Origin of the sequence: Mesorhizobium sp. M4B.F.Ca.ET.203.01.1.1 (assembly GCF_004791025.1) — a bacterium.
GTDB lineage: Bacteria > Pseudomonadota > Alphaproteobacteria > Rhizobiales > Rhizobiaceae > Mesorhizobium > Mesorhizobium abyssinicae.
This window is the reverse complement of record NZ_SRUO01000004.1, coordinates 465,109-481,875: the sequence shown is the minus strand read 5'-3', so window position 1 is coordinate 481,875 and position 16,767 is coordinate 465,109. Positions and strand designations below refer to the sequence as shown.

The 16,767-nt window shown below is 63.7% G+C and carries 16 protein-coding genes; 9 read left to right on the top strand and 7 right to left on the bottom strand.

The features are described 5' to 3' along the window. Positions 1 to 7 precede the first annotated feature (7 nt). Positions 8 to 832, bottom strand: coding sequence for a L,D-transpeptidase (locus EN846_RS12235; RefSeq protein WP_127392293.1), 825 nt, complete (start codon positions 830 to 832; stop codon positions 8 to 10). 246 nt (positions 833 to 1,078) lie between these two features. Beyond that, the gene (locus EN846_RS12230) at positions 1,079 to 1,738 is read right to left on the bottom strand and encodes a haloacid dehalogenase type II (RefSeq protein ID WP_127392294.1); all 660 of its coding nucleotides are present in this window, start codon (positions 1,736 to 1,738) and stop codon (positions 1,079 to 1,081) included. Between the two features lie 188 nt (positions 1,739 to 1,926). Between EN846_RS12230 and EN846_RS12225 the strand changes: the two genes are divergently transcribed. From EN846_RS12225 to EN846_RS12205, 5 genes are all read left to right on the top strand, one after another. After that, the gene (locus tag EN846_RS12225; RefSeq protein ID WP_127283095.1) at positions 1,927 to 2,805 is read left to right on the top strand and encodes a branched-chain amino acid aminotransferase; all 879 of its coding nucleotides are present in this window, start codon (positions 1,927 to 1,929) and stop codon (positions 2,803 to 2,805) included. A gap of 171 nt (positions 2,806 to 2,976) precedes the next feature. Next, positions 2,977 to 3,579, top strand: a complete 603-nt coding sequence (locus EN846_RS12220) for a superoxide dismutase (RefSeq protein ID WP_127392295.1) — start codon at positions 2,977 to 2,979, stop codon at positions 3,577 to 3,579. Positions 3,580 to 3,728: 149 nt separating this feature from the next. Next, positions 3,729 to 4,166, top strand: coding sequence for a cytochrome c (locus EN846_RS12215; protein WP_127392296.1), 438 nt, complete (start codon positions 3,729 to 3,731; stop codon positions 4,164 to 4,166). 9 nt (positions 4,167 to 4,175) lie between these two features. Further along, the gene (locus EN846_RS12210; RefSeq protein ID WP_127392297.1) at positions 4,176 to 5,126 is read left to right on the top strand and encodes a cytochrome c; all 951 of its coding nucleotides are present in this window, start codon (positions 4,176 to 4,178) and stop codon (positions 5,124 to 5,126) included. 123 nt (positions 5,127 to 5,249) lie between these two features. Continuing rightward, a complete protein-coding gene (locus EN846_RS12205; RefSeq protein WP_128346433.1) occupies positions 5,250 to 7,847 on the top strand; it encodes an AMP-binding protein in 2,598 nt (865 codons plus the stop codon). Between the two features lie 36 nt (positions 7,848 to 7,883). Here EN846_RS12205 and EN846_RS12200 read toward each other — a convergent pair whose 3' ends face one another. From EN846_RS12200 to EN846_RS12190, 3 genes are all read right to left on the bottom strand, one after another. After that, complete coding sequence (locus EN846_RS12200; protein ID WP_127283099.1) at positions 7,884 to 8,273, bottom strand: SET domain-containing protein-lysine N-methyltransferase; 390 nt, start codon at positions 8,271 to 8,273, stop codon at positions 7,884 to 7,886. A 249-nt stretch (positions 8,274 to 8,522) separates the two neighbouring features. Next, on the bottom strand, positions 8,523 to 9,149 hold the full coding sequence (locus EN846_RS12195) for a LysE family translocator (RefSeq protein ID WP_127393557.1): 627 nt from the start codon (positions 9,147 to 9,149) through the stop codon (positions 8,523 to 8,525). Between the two features lie 64 nt (positions 9,150 to 9,213). After that, positions 9,214 to 11,340 (bottom strand): S9 family peptidase, encoded by a 2,127-nt coding sequence (locus EN846_RS12190; RefSeq protein WP_127393556.1) that lies wholly within the window; start codon positions 11,338 to 11,340, stop codon positions 9,214 to 9,216. A gap of 116 nt (positions 11,341 to 11,456) precedes the next feature. Here EN846_RS12190 and EN846_RS12185 point away from each other — a divergent pair, with 116 nt between their 5' ends. Together EN846_RS12185 and EN846_RS12180 are read left to right on the top strand one after the other, a co-directional pair. After that, a complete protein-coding gene (locus tag EN846_RS12185; RefSeq protein WP_127393558.1) occupies positions 11,457 to 11,825 on the top strand; it encodes an SH3 domain-containing protein in 369 nt (122 codons plus the stop codon). Between the two features lie 419 nt (positions 11,826 to 12,244). After that, complete coding sequence (locus tag EN846_RS12180) at positions 12,245 to 12,670, top strand: MucR family transcriptional regulator (RefSeq protein WP_127283102.1); 426 nt, start codon at positions 12,245 to 12,247, stop codon at positions 12,668 to 12,670. Between the two features lie 116 nt (positions 12,671 to 12,786). Here the strand turns inward: EN846_RS12180 and EN846_RS12175 are convergent, their stop codons facing one another. Together EN846_RS12175 and EN846_RS12170 are read right to left on the bottom strand one after the other, a co-directional pair. After that, positions 12,787 to 13,215, bottom strand: coding sequence for a SufE family protein (locus EN846_RS12175; protein WP_127393555.1), 429 nt, complete (start codon positions 13,213 to 13,215; stop codon positions 12,787 to 12,789). 110 nt (positions 13,216 to 13,325) lie between these two features. After that, positions 13,326 to 13,694, bottom strand: coding sequence for a DUF5330 domain-containing protein (locus tag EN846_RS12170; RefSeq protein ID WP_128346432.1), 369 nt, complete (start codon positions 13,692 to 13,694; stop codon positions 13,326 to 13,328). 532 nt (positions 13,695 to 14,226) lie between these two features. On the opposite strand from EN846_RS12170, the gene EN846_RS12165 reads away from it, so the two are divergent. Further along, positions 14,227 to 15,969, top strand: coding sequence for a HAMP domain-containing sensor histidine kinase (locus EN846_RS12165; protein WP_127391044.1), 1,743 nt, complete (start codon positions 14,227 to 14,229; stop codon positions 15,967 to 15,969). Beyond that, complete coding sequence (locus EN846_RS12160; protein WP_127391045.1) at positions 15,944 to 16,714, top strand: peptidoglycan-binding protein; 771 nt, start codon at positions 15,944 to 15,946, stop codon at positions 16,712 to 16,714. The genes EN846_RS12165 and EN846_RS12160 overlap by 26 nt, the downstream gene beginning before the upstream one ends. Positions 16,715 to 16,767 lie beyond the last annotated feature (53 nt).

The following is a 16,767-nucleotide window of genomic DNA, read 5'->3' as shown; positions in this document are numbered from 1 at the left end:
TCAGGCTTCAGAAGAGCTCGTCGGTATCGCGCCTGATCGGCCCAAGCAGGATCGATCCATCGGGCACGCCGGCGTCGATCGGAATGGCTTTGCGATTGGCGCTCGCCACCATCGGCTGGCCGACATCGGCGGTAACGATCACCGGCGTCTTCGAGGGCACGCGATCGTAGAGATCGATGATGTCCTGGTTGATCAGGCGAACGCAGCCCGACGACACCGACTTGCCGATCGAGTTCCATTCCGGCGAGCCGTGCAGGCGGTAGAGCGTGTCCACATTCCCCTGGAACAGATAGAGCGCGCGCGCGCCGAGCGGGTTCTTCAGCCCGCCGGGCATGCCGCCATTGTCGGCGCTGTACTCCCTCAGCTCCGGCTGGCGGGCGACCATCTCGTCCGGCGGCGTCCATTTTGGCCACTTCTGCTTCCACTGCACCACCGCGTCGCCCGCCCATTCGAAGCCGGCACGGCCGAGGCCGACGCCGTAGCGGATCGCCTGGCCGCCCTCACGCACCAGATAGAGGTGATGGCCGGTCGTATCGACGACGATGGTGCCCGGCTTCTGGCCAGTCGGATCGGGAACGATCTGGCGCAGGAATTGCGGATCGATCTTCTGGAACGGTATGGCCGGCACTTCGAAACCGCTGTCCGAGATCGGGCCGTACATCGTCGCATAGTCGCCCAGCGGCGGCTCGACATAGGCCGGCGGCGGCGGCTCGACTGGTTCCGGCCTCGTCGTGGCGCAAGCCGAAACGGCGACCGAGGCGGCGCCGAGCGCCGCGGCATTGAGAAAGCCGCGGCGGCTGAGGCGAAGGGAGGACGGATCGGATGTGAACATGGTTGCCTTTTTTAGGTCTCAAGTCGCAACAAAGCATAAATGCGCCGGTGCGGACTGTTAACGGGAGCACTCTCGCCTTTAACAGTTGGCGGCGATAGGCGGTTCCGATTCTGGCCTCAGGGTGGACAAACAAAGGCAAAGCTGTGACCGCATCCGGCCTGTTGCGCCACGGCCACATGCGGCCTGGCGACCCCAAGCTATGTTGAGATCCAGGTCAAGTCGGCATCCCCTGAATACCAACCTACCTCAAGCGGTCAGCAGGCCTTCGAGCGACGGCAGGATCAATCCCGGCATGAAATCGCGGTATTCGTCAGGCTGGTTGGCGCGGTTGATCCACACCGTGCGGAAGCCGAACTTGGCGGCCCCCGCCACGTCCCAGCGGTTGGACGATTGGAACGACACCGCATCCGGATAGAGGCGCCAGCCGGTGGTCACCATGTCGTAGGTCGAGGGGTCGGTCTTGAAGCGCCTGACTTGATCGACGGAAAAGATGTCGTCCAGCACCTGGTCGAGCGCGGCCGACTTGACCGCAGCTTCGAGCATCTCGGGCGAGCCGTTGGAGAGGATTGCCAGCCGAGCGCCGGACGCCTTGAGCGCCTTGAGCACGGCCGGCACCTCCGGATAGCAGTCGAGCCGCCAGTAAGCCTCAAGCAGCTTGGCCCGCAGCCCCCTGTCGACCGAGGGTACCTTGCGCAGGGCGAAATCCAGCGCCTGCTCGGTCAATTGCCAGAAGTCGGCATAGGCGCCCATCAGCGTCCTGACCCAGGAATATTCGAGCTGCTTGGCGCGCCAGATGTCGGAGAGCAGCTGGCCGTCCGGCCCGATCTCGCCGGCATGGCGGCGCACGGCGGCATGCACGTCGAACAACGTGCCGTAGGCGTCGAAAACATAAGCCGCATGGTGCATGCGACAGTTGTGAGGCGAGGGCAGGCGGAGCGCAAGCGTTGATTGCGGCCAGCGCCAATCGATGCTTGCGGATAGCCGCCAGGCCAAGAGCCGCAGGCCTCAACAAATCTCCGCGATACCGGTTGACTGCGGCCTTCAAAGCATCTTCCTATGCCCGCTTCGCGAAAAGCATCTGGACGGAACGAGCAATGACACTGGCGGCAGCGGCGCAATCCGCGACATGGACCTTCGTCGACGGCGACTGGCATGAAGGCAATGTCGCCATTCTCGGCCCCCGCAGCCACGCCATGTGGCTCGGCACCAGCGTCTTCGACGGCGCCCGCTGGTTCGAGGGCGTGGCGCCCGACCTCGAGCTTCACGCCGCCCGGGTGAACGCCTCGGCCATCGCGCTCGGCCTGAAACCCACCATGACCACCGACAAGATCGTCGGGCTGACCTGGGATGGCCTGAAGAAGTTCGACGGCAAGACGGCGGTCTATATCAGGCCGATGTACTGGGCCGAGCATGGCGGCTACATGGGCGTGCCGGCCGATCCGGCCTCGACCCGCTTCTGCCTTTGCCTCTACGAATCGCCGATGATCTCGCCGGCTGGCTTTTCGATCACCTTGTCGCCGTTCCGGCGGCCGAGCATCGAGACCATGCCGACCAACGCCAAGGCCGGCTGCCTCTATCCCAACAACGGCCGCGCCATCCTCGAGGCCAAGATGCGCGGCTTCGACAATGCGCTGGTGCTGGACATGCTGGGCAACGTCGCCGAGACCGGAACCTCGAACATCTTCCTGGTCAAGGACGGCCATGTGCTGACGCCGGCGGCGAACGGCACCTTCCTGTCCGGCATCACCCGTTCGCGCACGATAAACCTGCTCGGCGACTACGGCTTCAAGACCACCGAAAGGACGCTCTCGGTGCGCGAATTCCTCGAAGCGGACGAGATCTTCTCCACCGGCAACCACTCCAAGATCGTGCCGATCACCCGCATCGAGGAGCGCAACCTCCAGCCCGGGCCGGTCGCCAAGAAGGCGCGCGAGCTCTACTGGGACTGGGCGCATTCGGCGTCCGCCGCCTGATCCGCGGCCGGGCTTTCCTTTCACGCGGCCACCTGCTGCAAAACCATGTGACACTCTTCCGGAACCTCTCTAGAAAGGGAACCGGCGCTTCATTCCGGAGTTGTCCCCAACCATTCCAGACCTATCTTAGTCCGGTATCGACACCGGATTTTCCATGAGGGAGTACCATCCATGGCTTTTGAGCTGCCCGCTTTGCCCTACGACTACGAGGCCTTGCAGCCTTACATGTCGAAGGAGACGCTGGAGTATCACCACGACAAGCACCACAAGGCCTATGTCGACAACGGCAACAAGCTCGCCGCGGAAGCCGGCCTGGGAGACCTTTCGGTCGAGGAGGTGGTGAAGCAGTCCTTCGGCAAGAACGCCGGCCTCTTCAACAACGCCGCTCAGCACTACAACCACATCCACTTCTGGAAGTGGATGAAGAAGGGCGGCGGCGGCTCCAAGCTCCCTGGGGCCCTGCAGAAGGCCTTCGACAACGACCTCGGCGGCTATGACAAGTTCAAGGCAGACTTCATCGCCGCCGGCACCACCCAGTTCGGTTCCGGCTGGGCCTGGATTTCGGTCAAGGACGGCAAGCTCGCGATCTCGAAGACGCCGAACGGCGAGAATCCGCTGGTGCATGGCGCCTCGCCGATCCTCGGCGTCGACGTCTGGGAGCACTCCTACTACATCGACTACCGCAACGCCCGCCCGAAATACCTCGAAGCCTTCGTCGACAGCCTGATCAACTGGGATCATGTCCTTGAGCTCTATGAAAAGGCCAATGGCTGATTGATTGGAGAAAAAGCCCCGGCACGACCGGGGCTTTTTCTTTTCTGCCGGCAACGGAAAGCGAAAATCGTTGCTGAGTGGACGGAATATTTCCCTTGCGACGTCCGTTAACGTCCAGTCGCGAACTCTCTTCACCAAGGAGCCACTGAATGAGAAAGCTTGTTCTCGCCATCTCTATGCTCGCCATTGCCGGTTCGGCCGCCTTCGCTGATCCGATCAAGGATCGCCAGGCCCTGATGAAGGAGCGCGGCAAGCTCGCCGGACAATTGTCGAAGGTCGTCAAGGGCGAGGAGGCTTTCGACGCCGCCGCCGTGCTGACCGCGCTGCAGGCGCTGCAGGCCAATGGCGAGAAATGGGACACCGAGAAGTTCTTTCCGGCCGGCAGCGACAAGGGCGACACCACCGCCGCGCCGAAGATCTGGGAAGATACGGCCGGCTTCAACGCGGCCGAGGACAAGTTCCTGGCCGACGTCAAGGCCGCAGTCGCGGCTCCGCCAGCCGATGTCGATGCCTTGAAGGCGCAGCTCAACACGATCGGCGGCGACTGCGGCACCTGCCACCAGAACTACAGGATCAAGAAGGGCTGATCGCGGTCAATGCCCTGGCTGAGGAAACTCGTCGGCGCCGCCCTCGTTCTGGGCGGCGTCGGCGCGGTTGCCGGATGGGTGTTGTCGGCGCCGGTCAGGCTCGATGCCGCGACCGTCGCGCAGCTTGGCCCCGGCGATGCCGCCAAGGGCAAGCGCATCTTCTATGCCGGCGGCTGCACCTCCTGCCACGCCAGGCCCGGCGCGAAGGGCGAAGTCCGCCTTGAACTTGCGGGCGGCCTCGAACTGAAGACGCCTTTCGGCACCTTCGTGCCGCCCAACATCTCGCAGGATGCCAAGGACGGGATCGGCGCCTGGAGCGAGGAAGACTTCGCCAACGCCATGCTGAGGGGCGTCTCGCCGGCGGGCGAGCATTTCTACCCGGCCTTTCCCTACGCCTCCTACGCGCGCATGAAGCCGTCCGATGTCGCCGACCTTTACGCGTTCATGAAGACGCTGCCGGCAGTCGCCGGCAAGGCGCCTGATCACAAGCTTGCCTTCCCCTTCAACATCCGCCGCGGCATCGGGCTGTGGAAGCGGCTTTATCTCAACCCCGAGCAGGTGATCGCCGTGGCCGACGGCGCGCCGGACAAGGTCGCGGCCGGTCGCTATCTCGTCGAAGGCCCCGGCCATTGCGGCGAATGCCACACGCCGCGCGACCTTGCCGGCGGCACCAGGAAGAGCGAATGGCTGGCCGGCGCCACGGCCGCCGAAGGCTCGGGCATCGTGCCCAACATCACGGCGGGCGAGGGCGGCATCGGCGAGTGGTCGGAGGGCGATATCGCCAACTATCTCGAGACCGGCTTTACGCCGGATTTCGATTCCGTCGGCGGCGCCATGGTCGACGTGCAGAAGAACATGGCCGAACTGACTGCCGACGACCGTGCCGCGATCGCCGCCTATCTCAAGGCCGTGCCGCCGCATCCCAACGGCTATCCGGCGCGCAAAAAGCCGGCGAGTTGACCGCCTGCATGTCGCCCGTGCGTGGCACCATCCACGCAATTGGTCTCGCGATGCATATTAGTTGACTTCAATACTCATGTATTATAGGCGCTTCGGCCAGTTTTCCGGCTAACCGAAGTTGCCATGCCCTCGATCGATCTTGTGTCCGGAGTTAGCCTTGGCGGGCAGCGCACGGCGCTTCTCCTCGCTGATGGACGAACGCTCTGCTACGCGGAGCTGGACAGCCTTGCGCAGCGCTTCTCAGCGAGGCTGGGGCAAGCAGAAAAGCAGTTGGTGGCCATCGCGGCGGAAGCCTCCGAGCATGCGATCGTCGCCTATCTTGGAGCCTTGCGGGCGGGCCATGCGGTGGCCATGCTGCCGCCATGCGACAACCGACTTTGGGATGATTTCCTGGCGGCCTTCCAGCCGGACTTCACCTATCGGCCACTCGACGGCCGATGGCGTCTGGTCAGGGAGGCTCGGTGTGCACGGGACGCCGAGCCGCTGCACCCCGATCTCGCACTGCTCCTGATGACGTCCGGCAGCTCGGGCGCAGCCAAGGCCGTCAGGCTGTCCTATGGCAATCTCGAAGCCAATGCGCGCTCGATTGCGGCCTATCTCGAACTCTCTTCGGACGACCGGGCCGCTCTCGTGCTGCCGCTGCATTATTCCTACGGGCTGTCGGTCCTCAACTCGCATCTGATCGCGGGCGCCAGCGTCCTCTTTCCCGGCGCCTCCATTATGGACGGCGATTTCCTCACGACAATCGCCGACGGCGGCTGCACGAATCTGTCTGGCGTACCGTATTCCTACGAGCTCTTGGAAAGAGCGCGTTTTCGCGAGGTCGAGTTCAGCACACTGCGGATGATGACGGTGGCGGGCGGACAGCTCCGCCCCGACCTTATCCGCCTCTACAGGGATCACATGCGCGCCCGGAGCGGCGGCTTCTTCGTCATGTACGGCCAGACCGAGGCCACGGCGCGCATCGCTTTCGTGCCGCCTGAGAGCCTTTCCGACAGGGAGGAGCGGATCGGCGTCGCCATCCCGGGCGGCAGCCTTTGCATCGTCGACGCCGAAGGAGAGCCGATCAGGCGAGCGGACATTCCCGGAGAACTCGTCTATCGCGGTCCTAACGTAATGATGGGTTACGGCGCGAAGCGTTGCGATCTGCTGCGGGGTGCCGAGGTCGAGACCCTGAACACCGGCGACATTGCCGTGCAGGACGAGCATGGTTTCTTCCGCATCGTCGGGCGCAAGAGCCGCTTTGCCAAGATTGCCGGCCTCAGGATCGGCTTCGATGTCATGGAGCAGGCGCTGCAGCGGCAAGGTATTGCCGCCGCCGTGCTCGGCGACGATCGAGGGTTGCATGCCTATGTGGTCGGCGCCGGCTCGGCGGGGAGGGCACACCGTATCCTGGCCGAAGTCAGCCGCTTGCCCGCCAATCTGGTTCGGGTTGCGACGCGCGGCGACTTTCCAAGGCTTGCATCCGGCAAGGTCGACTATGGCTGCCTTCAGCGCGAGATGTTGGAAGGACGGGCGGGGGCCCGCTCCGAAAGGGGCGGCGTGCCCGATGCCTATGCTCGCGTGTTCTACCCGCTCCGCGTCGGTCGCAACGACAGCTTTGTCTCCCTCGGCGGCGATTCCCTTCGCTTCCTGCAACTGGCTCTGGAACTCGAACGGCTCGGCTTGGAGCTGCCGGACGGCTGGGAACGGCTAAGCGTCGCGGAACTGACACATCGTCATGCGGCGGCGCGGCCTCTCGCACGCATGCAGGCAACCGAACTGCCGGTCGATCTGGTGCTGAGGGTCATCGCGATCCTTCTGGTGGTCGTGCATCACGAGACGCTGTGGCCTATCCCCGGCGGTTCCGGGGTCATGATGCTGCTTGTCGGCTACAGTCTTGCGCGTTTCCAGTCGGCCCATTTGCTTGCCGGGCGAATTCGGCACGCGCTGAAACCTGCGATCGACGTGCTGATCCCGTATTTCTTCATTGTCGCCGCTTACGCCGTCGCCTGGCAGGCGGCGCCTTGGGCCTCGATGACCCTTACCGGCAACTTCGGCTATGCCGAACCGGAACGTCACGAGATGATCCCTTATCTCTACTGGTTCATCGAGGCCTACGCGCAGACGCTTCTGGTCTTCGCTCTCATCTTCGCCATTCCCATTCTACGCCGGCTGGCCAGAGCTCGACCCTTCGCCTTCTCGCTGGGCCTTTTGGTATTTGCCGCTGCCGCGCGCTTTTCGGTCCCGTTGTTCGTCGAGCTAGGCAACCGCCAGATATTCGCGATCTACTGGGTCTTCCACCTTGCTGTCTTCGGCTGGTGCGCCGGGTTGGCCGACACGCCCGTCAGGAAAATCGTCGTGACCGCGTCTGCCGCCTTTGTGCTGGGGTATCTGGCCTTTTGGGAGTCGGTCTGGCTGGGCACCACGGTCAAGTATTTGATGATTTTCGCGGCGCTTTCGGCTCTTCTTTATCTACCGCGTCTTCGCCTGCCAGCCGGGGTGGGGCGGCTGGTTATGCAGGTCGCCGTCGCGGCTTTCCCGATCTATTTGTTTCACCGCTTCGTCCCGGAGCTTTTGATGGCGCCCGTCGCGGGCCGGTTGCCGGCTCCGGGCTTCCAATTGCTTGCGATGGCTGGCGGCGTCACCCTAGGCATCATCGCCGGCAAAGCCTTGGCCGCCGTTCGAAACCTGCGCGGCAGATTGGCGGTAGGACGCCAGCCGGAATTGCTCTCTGCGTGAGACGCCTAGTCCGCGGTCGTGCTTGAGCCGCTCGGGCTACGGGTGGCGGTCGCCGAGGAAATCGAAGCCGCTTTCGAAGAAGTGATTGTAGTTGCAGGTCAGCTCTTCGCCAGGCGCAATATCTCGGAGCGTGTAGGTTTCCTCCGGCGAGGAGACGTCGCAATTCGGGTCGTCGTCATGGTTCATGTAGCGGGCGTCATCGGCCTCGAAGACGATGTAGGCCGGATCGCGGCGGTCGGGATAGGAATAGCGGTCAAGATAGGATTTCACCGGGCCGGTCTCGTTCTCATAGGTGTCGACCTCGATCACCCGGTCGAATCTGGGGTCGAGCTTCCAGATCAGCGTGCCCTGGGGGATGTGGTTCTTGGCGAAGACGCCGATGCCCTGGATGGGCGATTTGTCGAGATAGACGTCGACGAGCAGCATGGCGGACCCTTGCAAGACGGTGACTGGCAGGCGCGGCTCGAAAAAAGCCGGGCATTGGGTAGCGCGCGACAGCGGCAATTGCGAGCACAAAATCGCCGCGCATGAGCGCGAAATGAAGCCTCTGAAAACGTCATGCGCAAATCAAAAATTTATGACCGGACGCATCAGTTTGGGAGCGATGCCGGCAGGTCCCCCTATTGGCCGTTGGGCGGCCGTTTTGCGCTGCTCTGAACAGCAGGTGCGCACCGCTCAGCGCTGCTGCAACGCCAGGCGCACACCGAGCGCGCAGTAGATCGCGCCGACGACCTTGCCTTGCCATTTCAGCACCGCGGGATTCCGGCGCAGGAAGGCACCCAGCCCACCCGCGCTCACCGCGAAGACGACCGTGCTGAACAGGCCTATCAGGACGAAGATGATTCCCAGTGCCGCCAGCTGAAGCATCACCGATCCGTTTTCCGGCCGCACGAATTGCGGCAGGAAGGCGAGGAAAAACAGCGCGGTCTTGGGGTTGAGCATCTCGGTTAGCACCGCCTGGCGGAAAGCCTTGCCCGCCCGGATCGCAAGCGCACCGGCGGCTGGATCGGTCGATGTCTTCTCGATGATCGCACGTATGCCAAGATAAACGAGATAGGCCGCGCCGACATATTGGACGATGCTGAACAGCATCGCCGATGTGGCGATGATCGCCGAGATGCCGACCATCGCCATGACGGTGTGGAATATATCGCCGGCCGCGATCCCGGCGCCGGTGGCGATGCCCACTTTCGTTCCCGAACTCGTCGCCCGCGCGACGGTCAGCAGCGTGGCGGGGCCGGGAATGAATACAAAGCCGAGCACGACCGCGACATAGGTCGCCAATGTGGCCAAGTCGATCATTCCAGGGTCCTCCGCGACTTCGCCCAATCAAAGCCACGCCGTGGCTCGCGACGCAATGGCCTTCTCACCCGCTCGCCGCCGCCGAGACTGAATCGGCCTTGCCCGCCACCTTCAACGCGAAGGCATAGGTGTAGGCGATCTCCTCCAGCCTGGAGAAACGGCCAGAGGCGCCGGCATGGCCGGACTCCATGTTGATCTTGAACAGCACCGGGTTGTCGCCGCTCTTGCGCTCGCGCAGCCTCGCCACCCATTTGGCCGGCTCCCAGTAAGTGACGCGCGGATCGGTGAGCCCGGCCTGCGCCAGGATCGGCGGATAGTCGAGCGCCGCCACATTGTCGTAGGGTGAGTAGGCCGCGATCGTGCCGTAGTCGTCGGCCGAGGCGATCGGATTGCCCCACTCGGGCCATTCCGGCGGCGTCAGCGGCAAGGTCGCGTCGAGCATCGTGGTCAGCACGTCGACGAACGGCACTTCGGCGACGATGCCGCCAAAACACTCCGGCGCCATGTTGGCGATCGCCCCCATCAGCATGCCGCCGGCCGAGCCGCCTTGCGCGACGATGCGGTCATGCGCCGTGTAGCGCTCGGTCACCAGATGGCGCGCGCAGGCGATGAAGTCGGTGAACGTGTTCATCTTTTGCGCACGCTTGCCGTCATCGTACCAGCCGTAGCCCTTGTCCTTGCCGCCGCGGACATGGGCGATGGCATAGACGAAGCCACGGTCGACCAGCGACAGGCAATTGGTGTTGAAGGACGCCGGCACGGTGATGCCGTAGGAGCCGTAGCCGTAGAGCAGGCAAGGTGCCGAGCCGTCGAGTGGCGTGTCGCGGTGGTGGATGAGCGAGATCGGCACCAGTTCGCCGTCGCTGGCGGGCGCCATCAGCCGGCGCGTCACATAGTGGTCGGGATCGTGACCCGAAGGGACTTCCTGGGTCTTCAACAGCACGCGCTCGCGTGTGCGCATGTTGTAGTCGAAGACCTGCGCCGGCGTCGTCATCGACGAATAGGTGAAGCGCATGATCTCGGTATCGTATTCGTAAGAACCCGACAGGCCGAGCGAGAACGCTTCCTCGTCGAACGAGATCAGGTGCTCCTCGCCGCTTTCGCGATCGCGCACGACGATGCGCGGCAGGCCCTCCCTGCGCTCCAGGCGGACCATGTAGTTGCTGAAGCCCAGGACCGAGAGGATCAGCCGTCCGGGCTCGTACGGAACCAGCTCGCGCCAGTTGGCGCGCACCGGATTTTCGACCGGTGCCGTCATGATCTTGAAATCCTTGGCGCCGTCGGCGTTGGTGAGGATGAAGAAGATGTTGCCGCCTTCCTCGAGGTCGTATTGCAGGCCGGTTTCGCGCACGGCGACCAGCTTCGGCTCGGCAAGCGGGTCATCGGCGCGCATCAGCCGGTATTCCGAGGTCTCGTGATCGTTGATGCCGATCATGATCCACTCGTTGGAACGCGTCCCGCCGACATCCATGAAAAAGCCCGGATCGGTTTCCTCATAGATCAGCCGATCGTTTTCGGCGCTGTCGCCAAGCGCGTGGAACAACACCTTTGAGGGACGATGATTGTCGTCGAGGCGGGTATAGAAGAACCCGTCATCGCCGGCATTCCAGACGCCGCCGCCACCGGTATCGGGGATCCTGTCCGCCAGTTCGTGGCCGTTGCCGAGGTCGCGCACGCGGAGCGTGAAGAACTCGGACCCCTTGTCGTCGAATGCCCACAAGAGCTTCTTGTGGTCGGCCGAATGGTCGACGCCGCCGAGGCGGAAATAGGGCTTGCCTTCGGCTTCCGCATCGCCGTCGAGCAGGATCTCGTCCGTGCCGCCATCGCGCGGCGTGCGGAAATAGCGCGGCTGCTCGCCGCCCAGCCTGTAGGACGAGCCATAGGCATAGGGGCCGTCTTTCATCGGCACGGTGGAATCGTCCTCCTTGATGCGCCCCTTCATCTCGGCGAAGAGCTGCTTGCGCAGTTCCGCGGTGTCGGCCATCAGCACTGCCTGATAGGCATTCTCGGCTTCGAGATGCGCGCGGATCCGGCTGTCGAGCAGGGAAGGATCCCTGAACATGGCCTGCCAGTTGTCGGCCCGCAGCCACGCGTAGTCGTCTGTGCGGGTGAAGCCGTAATGCGTGTCGAAGATGGACCGTTTCTCGGTCTGCGGCGGGGTGGCGGTCGGAAAGGCGGAAGATCTGGTCATTAGGTCTCGCTGCGGAAATTGCTTGAATGGCAAATGAACACGCCGATCAGCGTCGGTTCAAGAGCCGGCCGGCATTGTTGCGACGGCTCCACGATAGGCCGGAGAGAGGGAAGATGATGAATTACTGTATTCGCACCGCCGCGGCTCTTGCCGTCGCTTCGACTGTTCTGGCCTCCGCCGGCCAGTCTCATGCAACCGCCTTCGCCGCTTGGCAAGTGTCGGGCGTGCCCTACGGCGACACGCTCAACGCGCGCAAATATCCATCGGGCAGCTCGCAGAAGCAGGCCGCCTATCCCAACGGTGCCGTGCTGCAGATGACCGGCCGCTGCACCGGCGGGATAAATCTGCTCGACATCGCAGGCCAGCCGCACTGGAAGCAGCGCCAGGCGGTGCGCTATCGCTGGTGCGAGATCTGGCACGACCCGGCACGGGACGGCGATTTCGTCACCGGCTGGGTCTATGGCAAGTATATCGCGCCCTATTGAGCGGCCCGATATGCTCCGCTTATCTCCGACCGCGCGCAGCAATAATGCCTTGCAACCCGTGATTTCATTAGGATGCGGAAACCTTGCGACCTGTCGCGGATCAAGCATAGGCGAAGCATTTCGCTCATTTTAGCTGCTTTTGCCGATGTAATTGCGACGTGACGCCGCGTCAGGTGGTGCTGGTCTGACCAGAAAAATCTCGCTAAGTTACGCGATGCACGAAAGGTTGAAGCTGAACGGGGAATATTTGATTAATATCGCTGAATATAGCACGTTAGGCGAATTGACTTACTTGACTATTGGGATCATTAAGATCATGCGACGCGAATCGCAGAGGCTCTTTCCTGCATGAAATTCGCGCGAAGCCCAGCCAAAAAATGGGCGCAGTTAGAAACAACTCTCGTTGGGGCCTGAACACAATGGATATCGCCGAAACACCTTCCCGAAACAGCGACGCGCTGATCGAGCTGACCGCCGATGTGGTCGCAGCTTATGTCAGCAACAATCCCGTACCCGTCGGCGAACTGCCGAACCTGATCGCCGATGTCCATGCAGCCCTTGGCCGCGTGGGCGGTGCCACCGAAGCGCCGCCCGCCGACAAGCAGAAGCCTGCAGTCAATCCGAAGCGCTCCGTCCATGACGACTACATCGTCTGTCTTGAGGACGGCAAGAAGTTCAAGTCGCTGAAGCGCCACCTGATGACCCACTACAATCTGACGCCCGATGAATACCGTGAGAAGTGGGGTCTCGACGCAAGCTACCCGATGGTGGCTCCCAATTACGCCGCCGCCCGCTCGCAGCTTGCCAAGAAGATGGGCCTCGGCCGCAAGCGCAAGGGCCGCTGAAGGCAATCTTCACTTCGATGCCGGACGGCGCCTTCGGGCGCCGTCTTGCTTTGAGCACTCGCCGGCGCGCCGGCCGGTCGCCGCGCCAATCGTTCCCAAAAATCCGATTTGTCAGGTCAGGCGGCCTGCGTCAGCGCCGCTTCGGCGTCGCGCTTGATGCGCTTGACCATCGAGCGCAGGCCGTTAGCGCGCTGCGGCGACAGGTGCTCGTCTAGGCCGAGCGCCTTCAGCGTCGCTTCCGCGTCGGTCTTCTGGATCTCGCTCGCCGGCCGCCCGGAATACAGCGCCAGCATGATGGCGACCAGGCCGCGCACGATATGAGCGTCCGAATCGCCCCTGAAGGCGATGACCGGATCGGCGCCCGGTCCGTGCTCGGTGGTGAGCCACACCTGGCTGACGCAGCCCGGCACCTTGTTGGCGGGGGTGCGCTCGGCTTCCGGAAACGGCGGCAGCGCTTCGCCCAGTTCGATCACATAGCGATAGCGGTCCTCCCACTCGTCGAGCAGGGAAAAGTCGTCGCGGATCGTTTGGATCGTCGTTGTCATTGTGCCGGATATAGTCATCCGGCGTCCTCGCGTCACGGAAAAAGAAGAAAACACCGCAGGCGTCGAGAGGTCGGACGGGCCTGCGGTGTCGCCAATCAGCGGCTGAAAACTCAATTCTTCGTCGGCGCCTTCGCCGGGATGTTGACGGTCGCCGGCAGGACGATGTCGACGCTGCCGGTGGCGACGGACGTGTCGAGCCCGTTCGCCGGCTTGTCGCCGGTGTCATCCATCATGGCGGCGGCGATCTTGGCGGTCTCCCTGGCGCGGACGCCGATCGTGTGCATGGCGGATTTGCCGGTCTCGCAGACATCGGGCTTGCGCTCGCAGATGCCGGCAATGTCGCCGACCGCCTCGCGCGCCGCAAACAGCGCCTGGATCGGCCCGACGCTGTCCTGGCCGGCCTCGTCGCTGCCGACATTCAGCGGCAGGGCCAGCAGCACCAGCGAAAACCAGAAAGCCATTCTAATAAGAAAGCCCATCTCAATGCCCTCTCGTCCGTGACCGGATCACGCATCCTTCGGCATGACCTCTTTTATGGGCTGCATAGTGGCACACACGCGCAAAGACCGGCTTGTAAGCAAACAGAGAATTTTCCTCAAATTTTAGGCAAATTCGAAAGGATTGGTTTTGCAACCGATTTCACTTAAATCTCATCGCTTGCATTAACTTTACGATAACCATGTATCTTGTTGTTATTAAATTGTATTTTGAAACACGAGGGCGATTGACGCTCGGTTCTGCGCAGCTTGCCTCCACCGGTTTTGCATAACCCTCCGTTTACCATGGCGCGAGATCGCCGGGTTTCGCCGTGACGGCGTCCCAATATTTGCCGCGGGCCGGGCGTCGACCGGGTCCGCCTTATCCATTCCTTAAACGCTGAATGAGAGTTTCAGGACAACAACAGCGATCTGCGAAAAGCAGGGCAGTTCACGATCGGGTGCGAGTGCGTTGAGTTCGATTACGGCCAGATACGTTGAATTGCCTGGCGCGATGGCTGCCGGCTGCGACCGTATGGTCCATCCGACCATTACCGCCGCGGGCGAGCGCCTGCGCCAGCGCCGCTTCATCGGTGTCATGCTGGCGGCCCCCTTCCTCGCCGCCGGCGCCGCGGTGACGCTGGTCACATCGAGCCTCGGCGCCGCCGTGACGATTGCCGCGATCTTCGCCGCCTTCGGTTTCTGCTGGTTCGCCGCGCTGCTGGTGGCGGCCTCGGGCCGGATGGCGCTTGCCGGCCAGGCGGCGCTCGTGCTCGGCGGTCTTGCCCTCGGCACCGCGATCTTCGCCGCGGGCGGGCTGGCCTCGCCCGTCGCGCTGCTTGCGCTTGCGCTGCCGTTCGAAACCTGGTGGATCGGCGGCTCGCGACGCGCAGTCTATTGGGGCGCGCTGTCCGCGCTCGGCGCGGTCCTGCTGCAACCTTTCGCCGGCTCGCTGCCACCGCTCGCCCCGGCCGGCATCGCTGCCTGGCACTGGCTCCTGCCCCTGGCCTGGGCGTCGACGCTGATCCCGCGCCTGAATTCGCTGCGCAACCCGGCTGGCACCCAGCCGGCGTCGCTTGCCGGCGACCGGCTGGAGGATATAATCGATGCCGTGGTCCTGCGCCTCGGCCGGCATGGCGAGGTGCTTGACGCCTCGGCCAAGGCGCGCACCATCCTGCGGCTGCAGCCGGAACTCCTGTTCGGCACCGGCCTGTTCGAGCGCATACATCTCGCCGACCGCGTCGGCTATCTCTCGGCGCTCGCCGACATGCGCGACGGCGCCGCCATGCGCCGGATCGATCTGCGCATCCGGCTGCCGCGTGATGGCTCGGCAGCCGCCGACAATTTCCAGCCGTTTCGCCTTCAGCTGATGCGGGGCGAACAGCAGGACGCGTTCACGCTGTTGCTCAGCGAGAACGACGATGTCGCGGCGCTGCGCGAAGAGCTCGCCGCCGCCAACGAGACCGCAGCCGAGGCCGAGGTGGCGAAGGGGCGCTTCCTGGCCGTGGTCAGCCACGAGCTTCGCACGCCGCTCAACGCCATCATCGGCTTCTCCGACATGCTGCTGCATGAGATGTTCGGCCCCTTCAAGGATCCGCGCCAGAAGGAATATGTCAGCCTGGTCAGGGACTCAGGCCAGCATCTTCTGGGCGTCGTCAGCTCGATCCTCGACGTCTCCCGCATCGAGGCCGGCGCCTATTCGACCGAGCCGGAGCCGTTCCGCTTCGTCGAGGCGGTCGATATGTGCCGGTCGATGATGCGGCTGCAGGCCGCGGCCAAGAACATCGGCCTTGCCGCGCAGATCGCGCCGGATGCGGGCGAGATCAATGCCGACCGCCGCGCTGTGCAGCAGATCCTGATCAACCTCGTTTCCAACGCCATCAAGTTCACGCCGGATGGCGGCAATGTCGTGGTCGGCGCCAAGCGCGTCGGCTCGCGGCTGCATTTCTGGGTCAGCGATACCGGCATCGGCATCGCCGAGGAGGATTTCGCCAATCTCGGCAAGCCGTTCATGCAGATCCAGAACGACTACACGCGCCGCTTCGAGGGAACCGGGCTCGGCCTGTCGCTGGTCAAGGGCCTGGTGGCGCTGCACGACGGCACCATGTCGATCGAAAGCATGCCGGGCGAGGGCACCACGGTGACGATCAGCCTGCCGGTGAACGGGCCGAAGGGCCATTCGCGGGACAAGGATAGCGGCGTGCTGGCGATACCAGCGGTGAAGACCAAGGGGCATGCGAAAGGGGACAGGAATGGCTCGCTCCGCAAGACAGCCTAGGGCGGTCAAGCGCCAAAGCAGCGCCTTCGAGGAGGGCGCGCTCGCGCTCGGCGGCATGATCTCGCGCAATCCGGTGCTGGTCGGCGGCTCGACCGCTTTCCTGGTGACGCTGTTCTACGTGTCGGCCAACGCGCTCTGGTACCAGCCGTTCCCGCACGCCGGCGCCTTCTTCGCCACCCGAAGTATCGAGGACTTTCCGCGCGCGGCTGACGAGCCCGAGACGACGATCAACATCGTGCGTCCGCCGGTCAAGACCGACCCCACCGTCGAGCAGGTCCAGGGCATATTGAAGGATCTCGATTTCTATTCCGGCACCGTCGACGGCATCTCCGGCCCCAACACGCGCAAGGCCATCCAGGCCTATCAGCAGAAGGTCGGGCTGCCGGCGACCGGCGAGATCGATGCCGTGCTGCTCGACCAGCTGGGCGCCAGGCAGACGACGGCGGCCATCCCGCATCCGGTGCCGAGGCCGGTGGACAGCGTCGCCGCTCCGGCCGTCGCGCCGGCGCCGATCCCGGTCTCCGCGCCGGCCGATGCCGCCGCGCCGGCGCCCGATGCCCGCATCGTCAAGATCCAGGCCGGGCTGAAGGCCTTCGGCAATGACGACATGCAGCTCGACGGCGTCGTCGGCGCGCGAACCAAGGCGGCGATCAAGGAATTCCAGTCGCTGTTCGGCCTGCCGCAGACCGGCGAGCCCGACGAGATCGTCTACGTCAAGATGCGCGAGATCGGCCTGACCAACTGAGCGTCGGCCGATAGCTGGAGCGATCTGTTTTGGTTTCCGGCTTGATGCTGTAA